This window comes from Streptomyces sp. NPDC003034 (assembly GCF_053591375.1).
The window spans coordinates 58,730-76,402 of the sequence record NZ_JBSFTS010000018.1 but is presented as its reverse complement, the minus strand read 5'-3'; the positions used below and the strand labels follow the sequence as shown (position 1 = coordinate 76,402).

Annotated in this window: 17 protein-coding genes and 1 tRNA gene; 9 read left to right on the top strand and 9 right to left on the bottom strand. The window is 72.4% G+C overall.

Annotated elements, in window-relative coordinates:
• Positions 1–17: 17 nt before the first annotated feature.
• From ACWDX7_RS19070 to ACWDX7_RS19060, 3 genes are all read right to left on the bottom strand, one after another.
• Positions 18–1,484, bottom strand: coding sequence for a PP2C family protein-serine/threonine phosphatase (locus ACWDX7_RS19070; RefSeq protein WP_451751094.1), 1,467 nt, complete (start codon positions 1,482–1,484; stop codon positions 18–20).
• A 147-nt stretch (positions 1,485–1,631) separates the two neighbouring features.
• Positions 1,632–2,129, bottom strand: coding sequence for an FHA domain-containing protein FhaB/FipA (locus tag ACWDX7_RS19065; protein WP_215014477.1), 498 nt, complete (start codon positions 2,127–2,129; stop codon positions 1,632–1,634).
• 10 nt (positions 2,130–2,139) lie between these two features.
• Positions 2,140–2,985, bottom strand: a complete 846-nt coding sequence (locus ACWDX7_RS19060; RefSeq protein ID WP_451488833.1) for an FhaA domain-containing protein — start codon at positions 2,983–2,985, stop codon at positions 2,140–2,142.
• Positions 2,986–3,276: 291 nt separating this feature from the next.
• On the opposite strand from ACWDX7_RS19060, the gene ACWDX7_RS19055 reads away from it, so the two are divergent.
• From ACWDX7_RS19055 to ACWDX7_RS19030, 6 genes are all read left to right on the top strand, one after another.
• A tRNA-Leu gene (locus tag ACWDX7_RS19055) sits at positions 3,277–3,359 on the top strand.
• Positions 3,360–3,976: 617 nt separating this feature from the next.
• The gene (locus ACWDX7_RS19050; RefSeq protein ID WP_451488834.1) at positions 3,977–5,668 is read left to right on the top strand and encodes a sensor histidine kinase; all 1,692 of its coding nucleotides are present in this window, start codon (positions 3,977–3,979) and stop codon (positions 5,666–5,668) included.
• A gap of 9 nt (positions 5,669–5,677) precedes the next feature.
• The gene (locus ACWDX7_RS19045) at positions 5,678–6,337 is read left to right on the top strand and encodes a response regulator (protein ID WP_451488835.1); all 660 of its coding nucleotides are present in this window, start codon (positions 5,678–5,680) and stop codon (positions 6,335–6,337) included.
• A gap of 39 nt (positions 6,338–6,376) precedes the next feature.
• Positions 6,377–7,810, top strand: coding sequence for a DUF2252 domain-containing protein (locus tag ACWDX7_RS19040; protein WP_451488836.1), 1,434 nt, complete (start codon positions 6,377–6,379; stop codon positions 7,808–7,810).
• 182 nt (positions 7,811–7,992) lie between these two features.
• Positions 7,993–8,832, top strand: coding sequence for a hypothetical protein (locus ACWDX7_RS19035; RefSeq protein WP_451488837.1), 840 nt, complete (start codon positions 7,993–7,995; stop codon positions 8,830–8,832).
• Positions 8,833–9,107: 275 nt separating this feature from the next.
• The gene (locus tag ACWDX7_RS19030) at positions 9,108–9,458 is read left to right on the top strand and encodes a rhodanese-like domain-containing protein (protein WP_451488838.1); all 351 of its coding nucleotides are present in this window, start codon (positions 9,108–9,110) and stop codon (positions 9,456–9,458) included.
• 17 nt (positions 9,459–9,475) lie between these two features.
• Here the strand turns inward: ACWDX7_RS19030 and ACWDX7_RS19025 are convergent, their stop codons facing one another.
• The 6 genes from ACWDX7_RS19025 to paaA all read right to left on the bottom strand — a co-directional run bounded on the left by ACWDX7_RS19025 (position 9,476) and on the right by paaA (position 14,776).
• The gene (locus ACWDX7_RS19025; protein WP_451488839.1) at positions 9,476–10,618 is read right to left on the bottom strand and encodes an acyl-CoA dehydrogenase family protein; all 1,143 of its coding nucleotides are present in this window, start codon (positions 10,616–10,618) and stop codon (positions 9,476–9,478) included.
• 201 nt (positions 10,619–10,819) lie between these two features.
• A complete protein-coding gene (locus ACWDX7_RS19020; RefSeq protein ID WP_451488905.1) occupies positions 10,820–11,923 on the bottom strand; it encodes a 2Fe-2S iron-sulfur cluster-binding protein in 1,104 nt (367 codons plus the stop codon).
• A 54-nt stretch (positions 11,924–11,977) separates the two neighbouring features.
• Positions 11,978–12,610: a 1,2-phenylacetyl-CoA epoxidase subunit PaaD gene (paaD, locus tag ACWDX7_RS19015; RefSeq protein ID WP_451488840.1), complete on the bottom strand. Its 633-nt coding sequence runs from the start codon at positions 12,608–12,610 to the stop codon at positions 11,978–11,980.
• The gene (gene paaC, locus ACWDX7_RS19010) at positions 12,604–13,374 is read right to left on the bottom strand and encodes a 1,2-phenylacetyl-CoA epoxidase subunit PaaC (protein ID WP_451488841.1); all 771 of its coding nucleotides are present in this window, start codon (positions 13,372–13,374) and stop codon (positions 12,604–12,606) included. Before paaC ends, paaD begins: the two co-directional genes overlap by 7 nt.
• On the bottom strand, positions 13,371–13,655 hold the full coding sequence (paaB, locus tag ACWDX7_RS19005) for a 1,2-phenylacetyl-CoA epoxidase subunit PaaB (protein WP_030153111.1): 285 nt from the start codon (positions 13,653–13,655) through the stop codon (positions 13,371–13,373). Before paaB ends, paaC begins: the two co-directional genes overlap by 4 nt.
• On the bottom strand, positions 13,652–14,776 hold the full coding sequence (paaA, locus tag ACWDX7_RS19000; protein WP_451488842.1) for a 1,2-phenylacetyl-CoA epoxidase subunit PaaA: 1,125 nt from the start codon (positions 14,774–14,776) through the stop codon (positions 13,652–13,654). The genes paaB and paaA overlap by 4 nt, the downstream gene beginning before the upstream one ends.
• A 131-nt stretch (positions 14,777–14,907) precedes the next feature.
• On the opposite strand from paaA, the gene ACWDX7_RS18995 reads away from it, so the two are divergent.
• The 3 genes from ACWDX7_RS18995 to ACWDX7_RS18985 are packed head-to-tail and all read left to right on the top strand — an operon-like array spanning position 14,908 to position 17,664.
• Entirely contained in the window at positions 14,908–15,570 is a 663-nt protein-coding gene (locus ACWDX7_RS18995; protein ID WP_451488843.1) for a DUF5819 family protein, read from the top strand.
• A 26-nt stretch (positions 15,571–15,596) separates the two neighbouring features.
• The gene (locus ACWDX7_RS18990) at positions 15,597–16,886 is read left to right on the top strand and encodes an HTTM domain-containing protein (RefSeq protein ID WP_451488906.1); all 1,290 of its coding nucleotides are present in this window, start codon (positions 15,597–15,599) and stop codon (positions 16,884–16,886) included.
• Between the two features lie 19 nt (positions 16,887–16,905).
• A complete protein-coding gene (locus ACWDX7_RS18985; RefSeq protein WP_451488844.1) occupies positions 16,906–17,664 on the top strand; it encodes a TrmH family RNA methyltransferase in 759 nt (252 codons plus the stop codon).
• The last annotated feature ends 9 nt before the right edge of the window (positions 17,665–17,673 follow it).

Sequence of the window (17,673 nt, the reverse complement as noted above, 5' to 3'; positions counted from 1 at the left end):
CCTGCGCCCGCGGGTGTCTACTGCTTTCCGCACAGGCCGACCAGCTGCTGCTCCGCGGGAGTCAGGCCGGGGCCGGGTGTTGGGCTGTTCTGCGCCTCGGCGCCTCGGCGTTCCTCGTCCTTCTTGCAGGCGGAGACCTGCAGGCCGAGCTCGTCGATCTTCTCGCGGGCGCCGTCGAGGGTGCCTTCGCTGATGGTGGCCTCGACCAGCTTGCGCTTGAAGGGCGGCAAGTACTTCAGTTCGATGTCGGGGCGGTCCGTCTCCACCTTGGAGAGCTGCATCGGCCCGAGCTTCTGGCTGATGCCGCGGAAGAGCGCGACGTGCTCGCCCTTGACGCCGACGTAGTACTGGGTCTGGGTCCAGCGCCAGCCGGCGTAGAGGCCGCCGCCGATGGCGCCGGCGACGAGGAGCAGGAGCAGCGTACGGGTGACCCACTTGCGCCCTTTGCCGCGGCGCCGGCGGGGGTGGTCGTACGTGTCCTCGTAGCCGGAGTCGGGGTCGTAGGCGTCGGCTTCGCCGAAGCTGCCGTACCCGCCGCCGCCCTGGCCCTGGCCCTGGTCGTAGCCGTAGCCGGGGCCCTCGCCGCTGCCGGGGGGGCCGAAGGCGCCGGCGGGCGGGGGGGTCTGGCGGCCCAGGCCCGAGGCGCGTCCGGCCGGGGTCTGCATGGCGTTGCCGCCGTCGTAGAGCTGGTGCTGGTTCTCCGCGACCGCGCCGACGACGACCGGCGTGTCGTTGAGCTGGGCGGCCAGGGTGTCGCCGCTGTCGGTGTCGAGCACGTCGGCGACGATGCAGGTGATGTTGTCCGGTCCGCCGCCGCGCAGCGCGAGCTGGATCAGGGCCTGCACGGTCTCGTGGGGCCCGTGGTAATCGGCGAGTGTCTCTTCCAGGGTCTGGTGGGAGACGACGCCGGAGAGCCCGTCGGAGCAGATCAGGTACCGGTCGCCGGCGCGGACCTCCCGGATGGAGAGGTCGGGCTCCACGATGTCTCCGCTGCCCAGCGCACGCATCAGCAGGGAGCGCTGCGGGTGGGTGGTGGCTTCCTCTTCGGTGATGCGGCCCTCGTCCACGAGGCGCTGCACCCAGGTGTGGTCCTGGGTGATCTGCGTCAGGACGCCGTCGCGGAGCAGGTAGGCCCGTGAGTCGCCGACGTGGACCAGGCCGAGGCGCTGGCCGGTCCACAGCAGGGCGGTGAGCGTGGTGCCCATGCCCTCCAGCTGGGGGTCCTCCTCGACCATGGCGCGCAGCTGGTCGTTGGCCCGCTGCACGGCGGTGGCCAGGGAGGTGAGGATGTCGGAGCCCGGGACGTCGTCGTCCAGCTGCACGAGGGTGGAGATCACCTCGGAGCTGGCGACCTCGCCGGCGGCCTGGCCTCCCATGCCGTCGGCGATCGCGAGGAGACGGGGCCCGGCGTAGCCGGAGTCCTCGTTGCCCTCGCGGATCATGCCCTTGTGCGATCCGGCGGCGAACCGCAGGGACAGACTCATGCGCACCTGCCCTGTCGACGAAGCATCCTCCGGGTACAACCGGTCACGAGCCACACTGCCCACCCTCCGGTCGAGAGCGCGCGCGGGTCCGTGTCCTCGGTGGGACGGATCGCCGCGGCCCGCTCGCTCCGCTCGCTCATTGTCGTACTACTTCCGCAGCTCGATGACGGTCTTGCCGATGCGGATCGGGGCGCCCGGCGGAATGGGCGTCGGGGTGGTCAGCCGCGTCCGGTCGAGATACGTGCCGTTGGTGGACCCGAGATCCTCGACGATCCACTGACCGTCACGGTCGGGATAGATCCTGGCATGGCGGCTGGACGCGTAGTCGTCGTCCAGCACGATCGTGGAGTCATGCGCGCGGCCCAGCGTGATCGTCTGGCCGGCGAGGGCCACCGTGGTTCCCGTGAGGGTGCCCTCGGACACGACGAGTTTGGTCGGCGCACCGCGGCGCTGGCGCTGCTGCGGTGGCGCGGCCTGCCGGCCGGCCTGCTGCGGTGCGCTGGTCGCGCCGCCGCGGCGGGAGCCGCGCTGCGTGACTCTCGTTCCGAAGAGGTCGCTGCGGATGACCTGGACGGCCACGATGACGAACAGCCACAGAACGGCTAGGAAACCTAGCCGCATGACCGTCAGGGTCAGCTCTGACATTGCCCCCGCTTCACCCTTCGGCTTGTCGGTAAATGATGGTGGTACTGCCCACGACGATCCGCGAGCCGTCGCGGAGCGTAGCGCGGGTGGTGTGCTGCCCGTCCACCACGATGCCGTTGGTGGACCCTAGATCCTGGATCGTCGAGGGCGTTCCGGTCCGGATCTCACAGTGCCGGCGCGATACGCCGGGGTCGTCGATCCGCACGTCGGCTTCCGTGCTTCGGCCGAGTACGAGCGTGGGGCGCGAGATCTGGTGGCGGGTGCCGTTGATCTCGATCCAGTGGCGCCGGGTGGCGCCCGCGGTGGGTACGGGTGCGGGGCCGGCGGGGCCGGCCCCGGAAGGCCGGCGCGCGCCCGGGCCACTGGGGCCGACCGGTCCGCCGGGGGGCGGGCCGGGGGGCATGGGCGGGGCGCCCACCGGAGGGTAGCCGTAGCCGCTCTGCGCGGCCGGCTGCCCCTGGGGTCCCTGCGGCTGGGAGCTGCTGGAGGCGAGGGTGCGACTGCGAACCCGGTAGAGGCCGGTGTCGAGGTCTTCCGCCTTCTCCAGGGCGACCTTGATGGGGCCCATGAAGCTGTAGCGCTGCTGCTTGGCGTATTCGCGGACCAGGCCCGCGAGCTCGTCGCCGAGCTGCCCCGAGTAGGGGCTGAGGCGGTCGTAGTCGCCGGCGCTCAGCTCCACGATGAAGTCGTTGGGCACGACGGTCCGCTCGCGGTTCCAGATGGTGGCGTTGTTGTCGCACTCCCGCTGGAGGGCTCCGGCGATCTCGACCGGCTGGACCTCGGACTTGAACACCTTGGCGAAGGTGCCGTTCACCAGACCTTCGAGTCGCTGCTCGAACCGCTTCAGGACTCCCATGGGGCACCTCCTCCGTCGTTGTCGCCCTGTACTGCTTACTGATCGTATCCACGCGTGGCGGATTCGGCTGGTTCCCCATCGGTCCTGCGTGCAGGAGTGTTGGTCCTCACAAGGGATCGTAGGGGCGCTCCAGGGACAGTGTCCCGCACCGGGAGCGGAGTGCGGGAGGGGCCGTGGTCACCGGGCCGGGGGTGCGCGGAAAGCGATGTGATTCCACCCCGTTCTCCGTGCTAATGTTTCGACGTCGCCAGGGGAACGGCCCGCAAGGGAAGATCCACTGGGGCGCTGCTCGGGCGAGTGGCGGAACGGCAGACGCGCTGGCTTCAGGTGCCAGTGTCCTTCGGGACGTGGGGGTTCAAATCCCCCCTCGCCCACATCGACGCAACGGTCGTCATCGCGAAAGCGGTGGCGGCCGTTTCGTGTTTCCGGGACTCCGGCTTCGGCTCCACGCCGGTTTTGGAGCCGTTGCCGTTGCCGTTGCCGTTGCCGTTGCCGTTGCCGTGTGGTCGGGTGCGACGGACGAAGACGACGGTGTTTGCGATGAGGAAGACGTCCCGCGGGCGCAGTCCGATCGCCCCGAGGAGAAGGCCGAAGGCCGAGCAGCTGACGGCCGCGACCAGGATCAGCGGGGTGAGGGCGGCGAAGTCGGCCGGGGTGGGCCCGAGGCCGAGGAGCAGGTTGCCGGCAGTGAGGTTGACCACCGTGACCAGCACGCCGTCGGTGATGCGGGGCAGGGCGCGGCCGAGCCACAGGAGGGTGCGGCTACGGGGGCTGAGCAGGACGGCGCCCAGCTCGCCCGCCTGCGCCCGGAGCAGGCCGCGTACATCGGCGTCCCGGTCGAGGCCCGTACAAGCCCGGCCACTACCGCTACTGACCGGACCACCACCGTTCCGGTGATGACCGGGCTTTGCGTCGGCCGTCCCACTTTCGTCGTCGGAGGTGCGACGAAAGAGGGCGGCCGACGGCCCGCCCGGGTGTCTAGGGTCGTCGGGTGGATGCGAAGGCGAAGACGCGGGCGGGCTGGAACTGGCTGAAGGGGCCCGAGCCCTGGACGGGGCGGACGCTGGCGGGGGACCTGGCACTGGCCGGGGTCATGGCTGTGCTCGGCCTTGGCCTGGACGAGCTCGACAACGGCTCGGCGCGGCGGATGGTGGCCGGCGTCGTCGCCGTCGTGGCACTGACCCTGCTGCGGCGTCGGCTGCCCGCCACCACGCTCGTGCTGGGGGCGGCGGCGAGCGCGTTCCTGCCCGGGGCGTATCCGGTGACGAGCCTGCTGGGCTGGTCGGCGGGGCGCCGCATCGTCGGGGTCGGCCGGGCGCTGGCTGCCTTCACGCTCGCCCTCATCGCGCAGGTGGGTCTCAGCCTGGTCGACCAGTGGACGCAGATGCGGCCCTTGCTGGTGATCGTGATCGCCACGCTGATGTTCCTGGCGACGACGGTGATGCCGGGTCTGGCCAGCCGGTACTGGTCTCAGCGACGCACGCTGCTGCGCGCCCTCCAGGAGCGCAACGGCCAATTGCTGCGCGAGCGCGCCATGGTGGCCGGACAGGCGCGGCTGCGGGAGCGGCAGCGGATCGCACAGGACATGCACGACAGCCTGGGGCACCAGCTGGCACTGATCTCGGTGCACACCGGCGCCCTGGAAGTGGATCCCCAGCTCACCGACCGCCAGCGGGAGGCGGTGGGGGTGCTGCGGCAGGCCTCGGTGGCGGCGATGCACGAGCTGCGCGAGGTCGTCGGCATCCTGCGTGACGGCGTGGAGGCTCCGGCGCCGGTCGAGGAGGCGCAGCCGGCGGCGCGCGGGGTGGCCGGGATCGCGGGGGTGGTGGAGGCCGCCCGGGGTTCGGGCACCGACGTACGGATGCGCACCTCGGGGCAGCCCCGGCCGCTCGTCGCGGCGTGCGACCACGCGGCCTACAGGATCGTGCAGGAGGCCCTGACCAACGCGTACAAGCACGCTCCCGGGGCGCCGATCGCGGTGGAGCTGCGGTACGAGGACGACTCGTTGGTGGTGGAGATCGCCAACGGCCCGTCGTGCGGCCAGGAGTCGGGCGAGGTGGTTTCGGGCGGCCAGGGCCTGACGGGGCTGCGCGAGCGGGCGCGACTGGTCGGCGGGATGGTGCACGCGGGCGCGACCGAGGACGGCGGCTTCCGGGTGGCGGGGGTGCTGCCGTACGGGGCGGAGCCGGCGGGGGTGGAGGAGGTGGGGGTGGAGGAGGCGGCCGACGACTTCGGGCAGCAGGCGTGGGGTCTCAAGGGGGCGCCGCCGATGGACTGGGAGGCGGTGGACCGGGAGCTCGTCGTACGCGGGCGCAGCCGGACCGGAGGTGTCGCGCTGGGCTGCGGTATCGCGGTGGCGGCCCTGGTGCTGCTGGTGATCGTGATGGGCGCCGGGGTTGCGCTGATCGTGGGCACGGCGAACGACGCGATGATTCACCGGGAGGAGTTCGACGCCGTACAGGTGGGTCAGTCCGAGCAGGACGTCCGCGACAAGCTGCCCAAGGGGGACAACATCCTGACGATGGGTGCGGACCGGAAGGGGCCGCCGCGACCCGAGGGTTCGGAGTGCCTGGCGCTGCTGTCGACGGAACAGCCGAGCGACCTGGGGACCGATCTGATCTTCCGGTTCTGCTTCAAGGACGGCAAGCTCGTGGACAAGCAGGCCTACGAGGCCACGCAGTAGGAGCGCGGAGTGACAGCCAAAGTGATCCGAGTGGTGATCGCTGACGACGAGCCGCTGATCCGGGCCGGGATCAGGATGATCCTGACCTCGGCGCCGGACATCGAGGTCGTCGCGGAGGCGGCGAACGGCCGTGAGGCGGTGGACCTGGCCCGCGCCCACGCGCCGGACGTGATGCTCCTGGACATCCAGATGCCGGTCATGGACGGGCTGACCGCGCTGGGAGAGCTGCGGCGGGCCGCGCCGGAGGTGCGCGCACTGATCCTGACCACCTTCGGCGAGAGGGAGAACGTACTGCGGGCGCTCGGACAGGGCGGTGCGGGATTCCTGCTGAAGGATTCGGCGCCCGGTGAACTCATCGGGGCGGTCCGGGCGGCGGCGGCCGGAGACGCGTACCTCTCGCCCGCCGCGACGCGGCATGTGGTGGACCAGCTGGCCTCGGGGCAGGCCGCCGTGCGCGGTGAGGAAGCGCGGCGGCAGGTGGCGGAGCTGAGCGAGCGCGAGCGCGGCGTACTGGCGCTGCTGGGGGAGGGCTTGTCCAACGCCGATGCGGGCCGGCGGCTGCACATGAGCGAGGGGACCGTGAAGACGTACGTCAGCCGGATCCTGGCGAAGCTGGGATGCGAAAACCGTGTACAGGCCGCGTTGCTGGCCAGGGACGCCGGGCTGTAGATACGGTCAGGCCGTTCTGAAGGCGATCACCGGCCGGGCATGACCGGTCGGCTACGGGTGGGGGCGGCGCGGATGGCAGCGGTGGCGGGGCAGCGGATACCGGACGTGGCGGGGTTCGCGCCCCGGGTGGCGCAGGGTTCGCCGAAGAAGGAGGGCAAGGCGCTGCGCGCGCGCGTGCCGCGCGCGTCCCACGCCCGCTTCGAGGCGCCAGCCGGACGGCCGGACGCCGTACGGGCGGTGGAGGAGTCGAATGCCGGGAGGGTCCGCGAGCTCACGCCGATAAGGGTGGGCCGGATGGCCGCGAACCCCTTCGCGTTCCTGCGCGGTGCCGCCGGTCTGATGGCACACGACCTGTCGGCGGGCCCCGTGACGGGGATCGGCGCCCAGATCTGCGGAGACGCCCACGCGGCGAACTTCGGTCTGTACGGGGATGCGCGCGGCCGTCTCGTCATCGACCTGAACGATTTCGACGAGACGGTGTTCGGGCCGTGGGAGTGGGACGTGAAGCGGCTGGCGGCCTCGCTGGTCCTGGCCGGACGAGTGGTGGGTGCCGATGAGGACACCTGCCGGGCTGCCGCGCTGGACGCGGTGGGCACCTACCGGCGCACCATGCGGCTGCTGGCCGCACTGCCCGCTCTCGACGCGTGGAACGCCATCGCGGATGAGGAGCTCGTCTCGCACGCCGATGCCCGGGACCTCCTGGGCACCCTGGAGCGGGTCTCGGAGAAGGCACGGAACAACACCTCCGCCCGGTTCGCGGCGAAGTCGACGCAGAGCGCACCCGACGGGGGACGGTGCTTCGTCGACGCGCTGCCGGTGCTGCGCAGGGTCGGGGACGGTGAGGCGGCGGCCGTGGCGGCCGCACTGGGTCCGTACCTCCGGACGCTTCCGGGGGATCGGCTGCCGCTGCTGGCCCGGTACGCGATCCATGACGTGGCCTTCCGCGTGGTGGGGACCGGCAGCGTCGGCACCCGCTCGTACGTGGTGCTGCTGCTGGACCACCGGGATCAGCCGCTGGTGCTCCAGGTGAAGGAGGCGCGGCCCTCGGCGCTGCTGCCGTACCTGCCGGCGCTGGGCTTCGTATCGGAGCCGGAGGAGCACGAGGGCCACCGGGTGGTGTCGGGCCAGAAGCGGATGCAGGTCGTCTCGGACAGCTTGCTGGGCTGGACCACGGTGGACGGCCGTCCCTTCCAGGTGCGGCAGTTCCGCAACCGCAAGGGCAGCGTCGATCCGGCGGCGCTGACCGTCGAGCAGCTCGACGACTACGGGCGGATGACCGGCGCTCTGCTGGCCCGGGCGCACGCGCACAGTGCCGATCCGAGGCTCGTGGCCGGCTACTGCGGCAAGAACGAGGAGCTGGACGAGGCGATGGCCGCCTTCGCGGTGGCTTACGCCGACCGGACCGAGGCGGACCACGCCGATCTGGTGGCGGCCGTGCGGTCGGGGCGGATCGCGGCCGAGACCGGGGTCTGAGCCGGTCTCCTCGCGCAGGCGGGCGTTGCCGGCCTCCGCCGCCCGGGCGCTGCGCCGCCTCGCCGCTCGCGGCGGGCATCGCCCGGGCGATGTTTCACGTGAAACATCCCCCGGGCGGGCCGGCAGCGCGCCGGGGGACCTGGCCTGGTCATGATCAGAGGGAAACCCCCTAGGCTGGCCGGGTGAGCGAGCAGACCGAGCAGCCTGAGCAGACAGTCCCCGGTGCTTCCGGCGCCTCCGGCGAGGAGCGTCCCGAGGCACGCCTTGAGCGGGCCGTGCGCGCCGCCGAGCAGGCGCTGATCGAGTTCGAGATCGCGGTGGAGACCTTCCGGGTGGAGGTGGAGAACTTCTCCCGCCTGCACCACCAGAAGCTCGGCCCGATGTACTCGCGGCTCGATGAACTGGACGCGTTGATCGCCGAGGCGAAGGCGGCGCGCACCGGGGCTCCCGAGGATCTGAGGCGAGCGGCGGAGGCCCGGGCGCTGGTCATGCCGATGCCGGGCGTGGAGGAACTGTTCCACGACTGGCTGGGCTCGGACGGGATGGCCGACGACGCTTCCTCGATGCTCACCGATCGTCCGGTGCGGCCGCCGGAGCGCGTGCGCCCCTCGGAAGAGGTACGCCGCCTCTACCGCGAGCTGGTGCGCCAGGCACATCCGGACCTCGCGCAGGACGAGACCGAGCGGGAGCGGCGCGACGCCTTCATGGCGCGGGTCAACGCCGCGTACGGACGGGGCGAGGAGCAGCAGCTGCGCGAGCTCGCCGAGGAGTGGGCGGCCGGCCCCGCGCCCGAGGACGCCGGTCCGAGCGAGACGGAGGAGCTGTACCTCCGGCTGGAGTGGCTGGCGCGGCGCAAGGAGCTGCTGTCGCTGGTGGCGCGGGAGCTGGAGGACAGCGCGATCGGGTCGATGCTGCGGATGGCTCCGGAGGACCCGGACCGGCTGCTGGAGGAGATCGCCGAACAGTTGCTGGGGCAGGTTTCGGAGCGGGAGGCGGAGCTGGCAAGCCTTGTCACTCCGTGAGGGTGGGCGGGGTTGCCGGTGGGTGCGGGGTGCGGGGTGCGGGGTGCGGGGTGCGGGGTGCCGGGCCGCTGCGCGAAGCGGCCCCGGGCTGCGCCCGGGCTCCCTGGGGCTCCGCCCCAGACCCCGCGCCTCTAAGGCCGGCGGGGCTGGTTTTGGCTCGGGGGGCTCGTTTCGGCTTGCGGGGCGGGTGGGTGCCTCTAAGGCCGGCGGGGCTGGTTTTGCTCGGGGGGTCCGATAGGTTGGCGGGAGATCTGCTACGAGAGAAGGCGACAGCTATGAACTTCGGACCGCTTCCCTCGGTGGACGCCGCCGCGGTGCCCTCCGAAGGCTTCGTGCTCGACGTCCGTGAGGACGACGAATGGGCGGCCGGCCACGTCGAGGGCGCTCTGCACATCCCGATGGGCGACTTCGTGGCCCGCTTCGGTGAGCTCACGGAGGCCGTCGCGGACGGCCGCAGGGTGCACGTGATGTGCCGGGTGGGCGGGCGTTCCGCGCAGGTCACCCAGTACCTCGTGCGTCAGGGCATCGACGCGGTCAACGTCGACGGCGGGATGCAGGCCTGGGACGGCGCCGGGCGCCCGATGGTGACGGACGAGGGCAACCCCGGCCCGGCCTACGTGCTGTAGCGGAGGCCCGCCCGGCGTCAGCCCAGGGGGTGGGCGGCCAGCAGGTCGCCCAGGGCCTCCTCGTGTGCGGCCGCCGGGCCGAGCTGGAGCTCCAGCTGCTTGGCCCACGCGTGGTAGCGGTGCAGCGGGTAGTCGGTGTCGGCGCCGAAGCCGCCGTGCAGATGCTGCGCGGTCTGCACGACCCGGCGTACCCCCTCCGACGCCCAGATCTTCGCGACCGCGACATCTCCGGAGCTCGGCAGCGGACCTCCCGCGCCGCCGGTCGCGGTGTCGAGCCGCCAGGCGGCCTGCCAGAGGGTGACCTCCATGGCCCGCAGGTCGATGTAGCGGTCGGCGGCCTGGACGGCGACGGCCTGGAAGGTGGCCACCGGGAAGCCGAACTGCTCGCGCTTACTGGTGTACCGGCTGGTCATCGCGAGAACGGCCTCGCCGAGGCCCAGTGCGAGGGCGCAGGTCCCGGTGGCGAGGAGCTGGTGGAGCCGCTCCCATGCCCCGGGATCCTCGATGAGGTGGGCCGCCGGCACCCGCACCCCCGCCAGGGTGACTTCGGCGAGGCGTTCCCCGCTGGTGGAGTACTGGTCGGTGAGGGTGAGGCCGTCGGCGGTACGCGGGACGAGGGCGAGGACGGCTCCGCCCTCGCCGGTGTGGGCCGGTATGGCGATCCAGTCGGCGCTCTGAGCCCAGGGCACGGCGGTCTGGGTGCCGTCGAGGAACCACGATCCGCCGTCGCGGTGGGCGGTGACGGCGAGTTGGGCGGGATCGTGGCCCGTTCGGCCGTGCGCGGCCGCGGTGAGCACCAGCGTTCCGCGTCCGGCGTCGGGCAGGAGGGCGGCGGCCAATTCGGGGCTGCCGTGGGCCTGGACGGCCATGGCGGTGGCGCAGTGCTCCAGCAGCGGCACCCTGGCCAGGACCTTCGCGGCCTCGCGCAGCACCAGGCACAGGGCGATGGTGTCCAGACCGGCGCCGCCGTGCTCCTCGGCGAGGACCAGGCTCAGCAGGTCGGACGCAGCGAGCCCGGCCCACAGCGGACGGTCGAAGTCGTCAGCGACGGCCAAGGGGGTGAGCGCGGGACTGGGCACGCTGTCGGGCACGACATCCGCGAAGACGGCCTTCGCCGCCTCGACGGCGGCCTGCTGTTCCTCGGTGAAGGTGAAGTCCACTGCCTGTCCTCCCGCGTGCACCGGATCCTGCCCAGGTGTGGTTCATATCTGACGGGGCGTCAAGATAGAACAGCTCTCCGCAATTGGACAGGGGGAGACGCGGGCCAGGGTGCGGGACCGCCCCCGCCCGGCCCGGGCCCACGGCCCCGCATCGCCCCCCCCGGAGGGGCGCACGTGCGCCGGTCGGACCGGTGGACCGGCTCAGCGGTCGAAGTCGATCTCCACTTCCTCCGTCACCGGGTGCGACTGGCAGGCCAGCACGAATCCCGCCTCCGTCTCCTCCGACTCCAGCGCGAAATTGCGCTCCATCCGGACCTCCCCCGTCACGAGGAAGGCCCGGCAGGTGCCGCACACCCCGCCCTTGCAGGCGTAGGGGGCATCCGCACGGTTGCGCAGCACCGCGTCCAGCAGCGATTCCCCGTCCCGCACCGGCCAGGTACCGGAGCGCCCGTCGAGCCGTGCCGTGACCCGGCCGTGGGACGTGGCCTCCGCAGTGGCCGCGGGGGCCGGTGCCGGGGTGTCCTCGACGTGGAAGATCTCCTCGTGCACCCGGGTCCGTACGACACCGAGCGCGCTCAGGGCCCGCTCCGCGCCTTGGACCAGGCCGTACGGCCCGCACAGGAACCAGCCCGTCACCTCCGCGACCGGGAGCAGCGCGGGCAGCAGCGCCGCGATCCGCTCCTCGTCCAGCCGGCCGGACGGCAGCCCGGCCTCCTGTTCCTCCCGGGAGAGGACCGTCACCAGCTGGAAGCGCGCCGGATACCGGTCCTTGAGGTCGGCGACCTCCTCCAGGAACATCGTCGAAGCCGCCGTACGGTCGCTGCGTACGAGGCAGAAGTGGGCGTCCGGGCGGGCGGCGAGCAGGCTCGCGGCGATCGACAGCACCGGGGTGATGCCGCTGCCGCCGACGATCGCCGCGTAGTGTCCCGCCGCGGGGGCCTGCGAGGGGTCCAGTACGAAGCGCCCGGCCGGGACCATCACCTCCAGCACGTCTCCGGCGGCGATCTCCTTGTGCGCGAAGGTGGAGAACTCCCCGCCCTCCACCAGCCGCACACCGACCCGCAGCAGCTCCGGACCCCGGTCGTCGGACATGGGGGAGCAGATGGAGTAGGTGCGCCGGATCTCCGCCCCCTCGGGGGTGTGCCGGCGCAGGGTGACGTGCTGGCCGGGCAGGTGCCGGTACTCCGCGCGCAGCTCCTCGGGGACCAGCAGACTCAGCGCCACCGAGTCGTCGGTGAGCCGGTCGACCGCCGCCACCGCCAGCGGGTGGAACGCGCCGTGGCGCGCCGGTCGCGGGGCGCGCACCGGCGCCGACGGCACGGCCTGCACGGACGGCACAGACGGCGGGGACACGGCCATCTACAACTCCTTGAAGTGGTCGAACGGTTCACGGCAGGCGGTGCAGCGGCGCAGCGCCTTGCACGCGGTGGAGGAGAACCGGCTGAGCAGCTCCGTGGCGGTCGACCCGCAGTGCGGGCAGCGGACCGACAGGGTGAGCGGGACCGGTCCGCCGGCCGCGTGCGGCCGCGGCGGGGCGATGCCGAACTCGGCCAGCTTGCGGCGGCCCTCGGCGCTGATGTCGTCGGTCGACCAGGCCGGTGCCAGCACGGTGGTCACCCGCACCTCGGGTATGCCGTGGCTGACCAGGACGCGCTCGATGTCGGCGGACATGGCCTCGATGGCCGGGCAGCCGGTGTAAGTCGGCGTGAGGGTGACCTCGGCGTGGCCGTCCTCGTGCATCCGCACCCCGCGCACCACGCCCAGCTCGGCGAGGGTCAGTACGGGCAGCTCGGGATCGGGGACGGAGCCGGCGAGCTCGGTGAGCTCCGCCTCCAGGCGGGTGGTCGTCCCCGCACTGGCGGGCGGCCCGGTGGCAGCACCGGGGACGCCGGACGCGGCCGGGACGGCGGCCGCGTCCGGGCCGACCGGGGCTTCGCCGCCCGTTCCGGTCGTGACGCCGGTCCCGGTGCCGGTGCCCGCGTCGGTCACCATGACGCACCCGGATGGCTTCGGTGCAGGTGCTGCATCTCGGCGAGCAGCCGACCGAACGGCTCGGTGTGCAGCCCCTGTCGTCCGGCCCCGGCCGCCCAGGCTCCCTTGCGCTGCCCCGCGGGCAACGGGAGCCCGGCCCGCTCCAGTACGCCCGTCACCGCGGCCAGCCAGCGGGCTTCGAGAGCGGTCCAGTCCAGGCCTTCGAGCCCCTCCACCGGCTGGAACATCTCCCCGGTGTACTTCCACAGCCCCTCCAGACCGGCCCGCATGCGCGCGTGGCTCTCCTGCGTGCCGTCGCCGAGCCGCAGGGTCCACTGCTCGGCATGGTCGCGGTGGTAGGAGGTCTCCTTGACGGCCTTGGCCGCCAGCGGCGCGAACGGGCCGTCGCCGCGCGCCAGTTCCCCGTACAGCTCGTGCTGGTAGAAGGAGAAGTACAGCTGGCGGGCGATGGTGTGGGCGAAGTCGCCGTTCGGCTGCTCGACCAGCTGGAGGTTGCGGAAGGACCGCTCCTCGCGCAGGAACGCCAGCTCGTCCTCGTCGCCGACGAGGGAGAGCAGGATGCGGGCCTGACCGAGCAGGTCGAGCGCGATGTTCGCGAGGGCGACCTCCTCCTCCAGGACCGGGGCGTACCCCGCCCATTCGCCGAGGCGGTGGGAGAGGATCAGGGCGTCGTCACCGAGGGCGAGGGCCGCCGTTCGGGGAACCTGGGGGGCCGTTTCCGTGACCTCCGCAGCGGATCGGGTGCTGGTGCTGGTGCTGGTCACAGGTGGTTCACCCCCTCGGGGATCTCGTAGAAGGTGGGATGCCGGTAGGGCTTGTCGGCGGACGGGGCGAAGAAGGGGTCCCGCTCGTCGGGAGAGGACGCGGTGATCTCGGTGGAGGGCACCACCCAGATCGAAATGCCCTCGCCGCGCCGGGTGTAGAGGTCGCGGGCGTTGCGCAGAGCCATCTCCGCGTCGGGGGCGTGCAGGCTTCCCGCGTGCGTGTGCGAGAGACCGCGCCGCGAGCGTACGAACACCTCCCACAGCGGCCAGTTCTGCGTCATGCCCGTGCCTCCTGGTACTGGTCGTCGTGCGTCTCGTGTGTTTCGTGCGTCTGGTGGTGCTCGTGCTGCTCGCGCTGTTCGGTCTTCGCAGCGTGCTTCTCCGCATACGCCGCGGCCGCGTCGCGGACCCAGGCGCCTTCCTCATGGGCCGCGCGCCGCTGGCTGATCCGCTGTTCGTTGCACGGTCCGTTGCCCTTGAGCACGTCCCAGAACTCGGCCCAGTCGATCGCGCCGAAGTCGTAGTGCCCGCGCTCCTCGTTCCACTTCAGGTCCGGGTCCGGCAGGGTCAGGCCCAGGGCCTCCGCCTGCGGGACGGCGATGTCCACGAACCGCTGGCGCAGCTCGTCATTGGAGTGCCGCTTGATCCGCCAGGCCATCGACTGCGCGGAGTGCGCCGACTCGTCGTCGGGCGGGCCGAACATCATCAGGGAGGGCCACCACCAGCGGTCGACGGCGTCCTGCGCCATCGCGTGCTGTGCCTCGCTGCCCCGCGAGAGGGCGAGGAGCAGTTCGTACCCCTGGCGCTGGTGGAAGGACTCCTCCTTGCAGATGCGGACCATGGCCCGCGCGTACGGACCGTAGGAGCAGCGGCACAGCGGCACCTGGTTGGTGATCGCCGCGCCGTCCACGAGCCAGCCGACGGCGCCGACATCCGCCCAGGTCAGAGTGGGGTAATTGAAGATCGAGGAGTACTTCTGCTTCCCCGCGTGGAGCTTGTCGAGCAGCTCGTCGCGGCTGGTTCCGAGGGTCTCGGCGGCGCTGTAGAGGTACAGGCCGTGGCCCGCCTCGTCCTGGACCTTGGCCATCAGAATGGCCTTGCGGCGCAGCGAGGGCGCGCGCGTGATCCAGTTCGCCTCGGGCTGCATGCCGATGATCTCGGAGTGCGCGTGCTGGGCCATCTGGCGGACGAGGGAAGCGCGGTACTGGGCGGGCATCCAGTCGCGCGGCTCCACGCGCTCGTCCGCCGCCACGGCCGCGTCGAAGGCCGCCGCGAGCTGCGCCTCCAGGCCGGCCTCACGCTCCGGCCCGGTCCCTGCTTCGGCGCCTGCCGCGATGCCCGCCTCGGCGCCTGTGTGCGCGAGGACCATGTCCTGCCCCGTTCCCGGGGTCACTGCCGCCATCCCGGCCCCCTGTCAGAGTCGTCCGCCCGACCGACCGATCGTTCGGTTCATCTTCTTCAATGGTGGGTCTGCGGCCCGTAGGGTGTCAACCTCTGTGGTCGACCCTGTGGATGCCGGATGATCGGGGTGGGATGCGTTCGAACGAGCAGGAGCCCGCGGAAGGGGCCGGCGCACCGGCCCCGCGAGCACCCGGAATCGCCGGTCTGTCCACCCCCTACCGGGTCGTCGCCGCCCTCGCCCTCGGGGCCGTCGCCGTCACGGCCTGCGGCCATCTGGCCTTCGTCTTCCTGCACGTCGCCCCGGCCAACACGGTCAGCAAGCGGCACGCGCGGACGGTCGACGGGTGGATCTACCCCGAGTTCGAACAGAACTGGAAGCTCTTCGCCCCCAACCCGCTCCAGCAGAACATCGCGGTCGAGGTGCGCGCCGAGGTACGGACCTCCGCGGGCGAGCTGACCGTCAGCGATTGGCGCGACCTGTCCGCCGAGGACGGGGCGGCCATCCGGCACAGCCTGCTGCCGAGCCACACCGAGCAGAACGAGCTGCGCCGGGCCTGGGACTTCTTCACCGGCTCCCACAACGAACGCAACGAGCCGAACGGCGAACGCGGCTGGTTGTCCGAGGAGTACCTGCGGCGCATCGCGGTGGACCGGCTGGCCCCGGTCCACCGCGACGGGCGCATCGTGCGGGTCCAGCTGCGGTCGGCGACCAGGGCCGTGCCGGCGCCGGAGTGGAGCACCGAGCGGACGGACACCCAGACCTACTACCGGGAGCTGCCGTGGTGGACCGTGTGAGCGGTGTGAACGGTGTGGGGGAGGCCGTGGACGTGGGCGGTGCAGGCGGCCCGGGCGCGGTGGGCGCGGTGCGCCGGGCACGTGAGGCGGCCGGGCGGGGCCTGGCGCAGGTCACCGGCCGCGCCCTCGGCCCGTACCAGAGCGCCGTGGTCCGCATCGGCTTCACCGGAACCTGGCTGCTCTTCCTGCTGAGGGAGTTCCCGCACCGGGCCGAGCTGTACGGGCCGGACGGGCCGTGGAGCTGGGAGCTGGCGGAGCGGCTGATCGCCTCCAACCGGGCCTTCACGGTGCTGATGTGGTCGGACTCGGCGCTGTGGTTCGAGCTCGTCTACGCGGTGGCCGTGCTGGCGAGCGTGGGGCTGCTGCTGGGTTGGCGGACCCGGGCCACGTCCGTGCTGTTCATGGTCGGGGTGCTGTCGCTGCAGAACCGCAGCGTGTTCATGGGAGACGGCGGCGACAACGTCATCCACCTGATGGCGCTCTACCTGGTGCTGACGCGCTGCGCGCAGGTGTGGTCCCTCGACGCGCGCCGGGCCCGTACGCGCGGTTCCGCGACCGCCGGGGCGGCCGGGCCGGTGCTGTGGGGTGCGCTGGGGGCGGTCCTCGCGTACGGGGCGGCGACCGGGGGGTTCAGCCACGGCTGGCTGGCGGTTTTCGCGGTGATGTGGGTGGCCGGGGGGCTCTGGTGGGCGGTCGACCGGTACGAACCGCGGGGGGAGGGGCGGGCGGTGCTGGACGTCCTGGCGAACCTGCTGCACAACGCGGGGATGCTGGTGATCATGGCGGAGGTCTGCCTGATCTACGCGACGGCGGGCTGGTACAAGATCCAGGGCTCGCGATGGCAGGACGGCACGGCCCTGTACTACCCGCTGGGGCTGGACTACTTCACGCCGTGGCCCGGGCTGTCGGGACTGGTGGCGGGCAGTGGGACGGTGGTGATGCTGCTGTCGTACGGGACGGTCGCGGTGCAGGTGGCGTTTCCGTTCGCGCTGTTCAACCGGCGGGTCAAGAACGTGCTGCTGGCCGTGATGATGCTGGAGCACGCGGGGATCGCGGTGCTGCTGGGCCTGCCGTTCTTTTCGTTGGCGATGATTGCCGCTGACGCGGTGTTTCTGCCGACGGCGCTGCTGGTGTGGCTCGGCGCGAGGGTGGGGGGCCGGGTGCGGGTGGGGGTGGCTCCGGACCCCGCGCCTCAAGCGCCGGCGGGGCTTGTCCGGGCTCGGGCGGTGCCGGGCTGCCGGAGCTCCGCCCCGGAACCCGCGCCTCAAACGCCGGCGGGGCTGGGAGGGTCGCCTCAAGCGCCGGCGGGGCTGTGAAGGGTCGTAGGGTCGGGGTATGGGTGAGTGGATGGGTGTGGATGAGACCGTGGGGCGGTGGCGGGAGGCCGTCGGGCGGGGGGATCTCGTGCTGTTGGACGGGTTCCACGCGCTGAAGCACGCCCTGCGCTTCGGGGCGCGGGTGCACATGGCCGTCGCCGACGAGCCGGACGGCGTACGGAAACTGGCCGCCGAGCTGGCTCCCGACGTCGAGGAGGCCGTGGCCGGCCTCCTCCAGGAGGCGCCGCTCAAGAGTCTGCTGCCCCGCGTGCATCCCACCGGGGTCGCGGCCCTCGCCGTACGGCCCGACCGCGCGGCGGGCCGGGCCGCGCTCGACCGGATGCCGCGGCCGGCGCCGATCGTCGTCCTCGACAACCCCCGCAACCTCGGCAACGTCGGCGCCGTCGTACGTCTCGCCGCCGGTTTCGGGGCCACCGCGGTGGTGACCCGCGGCGATCTCGACCCCTGGCACCCCAACGTCGTCCGCGCCGGGGCCGGGCTGCACTACGCCACCACGGTCGAGCGGCTCGGACTGGAAGAACTCCCGCCCGGGCCGCTCTACGCGCTCGACCCGGAGGGCGAGGACATCCGCACCCTCACCCTCCCGGACGACGCCCTGCTCGCCTTCGGCTCGGAACGCCACGGCATCTCGCCCGAGCTGCGCGCCCGCGCCGACCACCTGGTGTCCCTGCCGATGCGGCCGCAGGTCTCCAGCTACAACCTGGCCACCAGCGTGGCCATGGCCCTTTTCCACTGGGGAGGCCCCGCAGCGGGTTAGGGCGCGGGC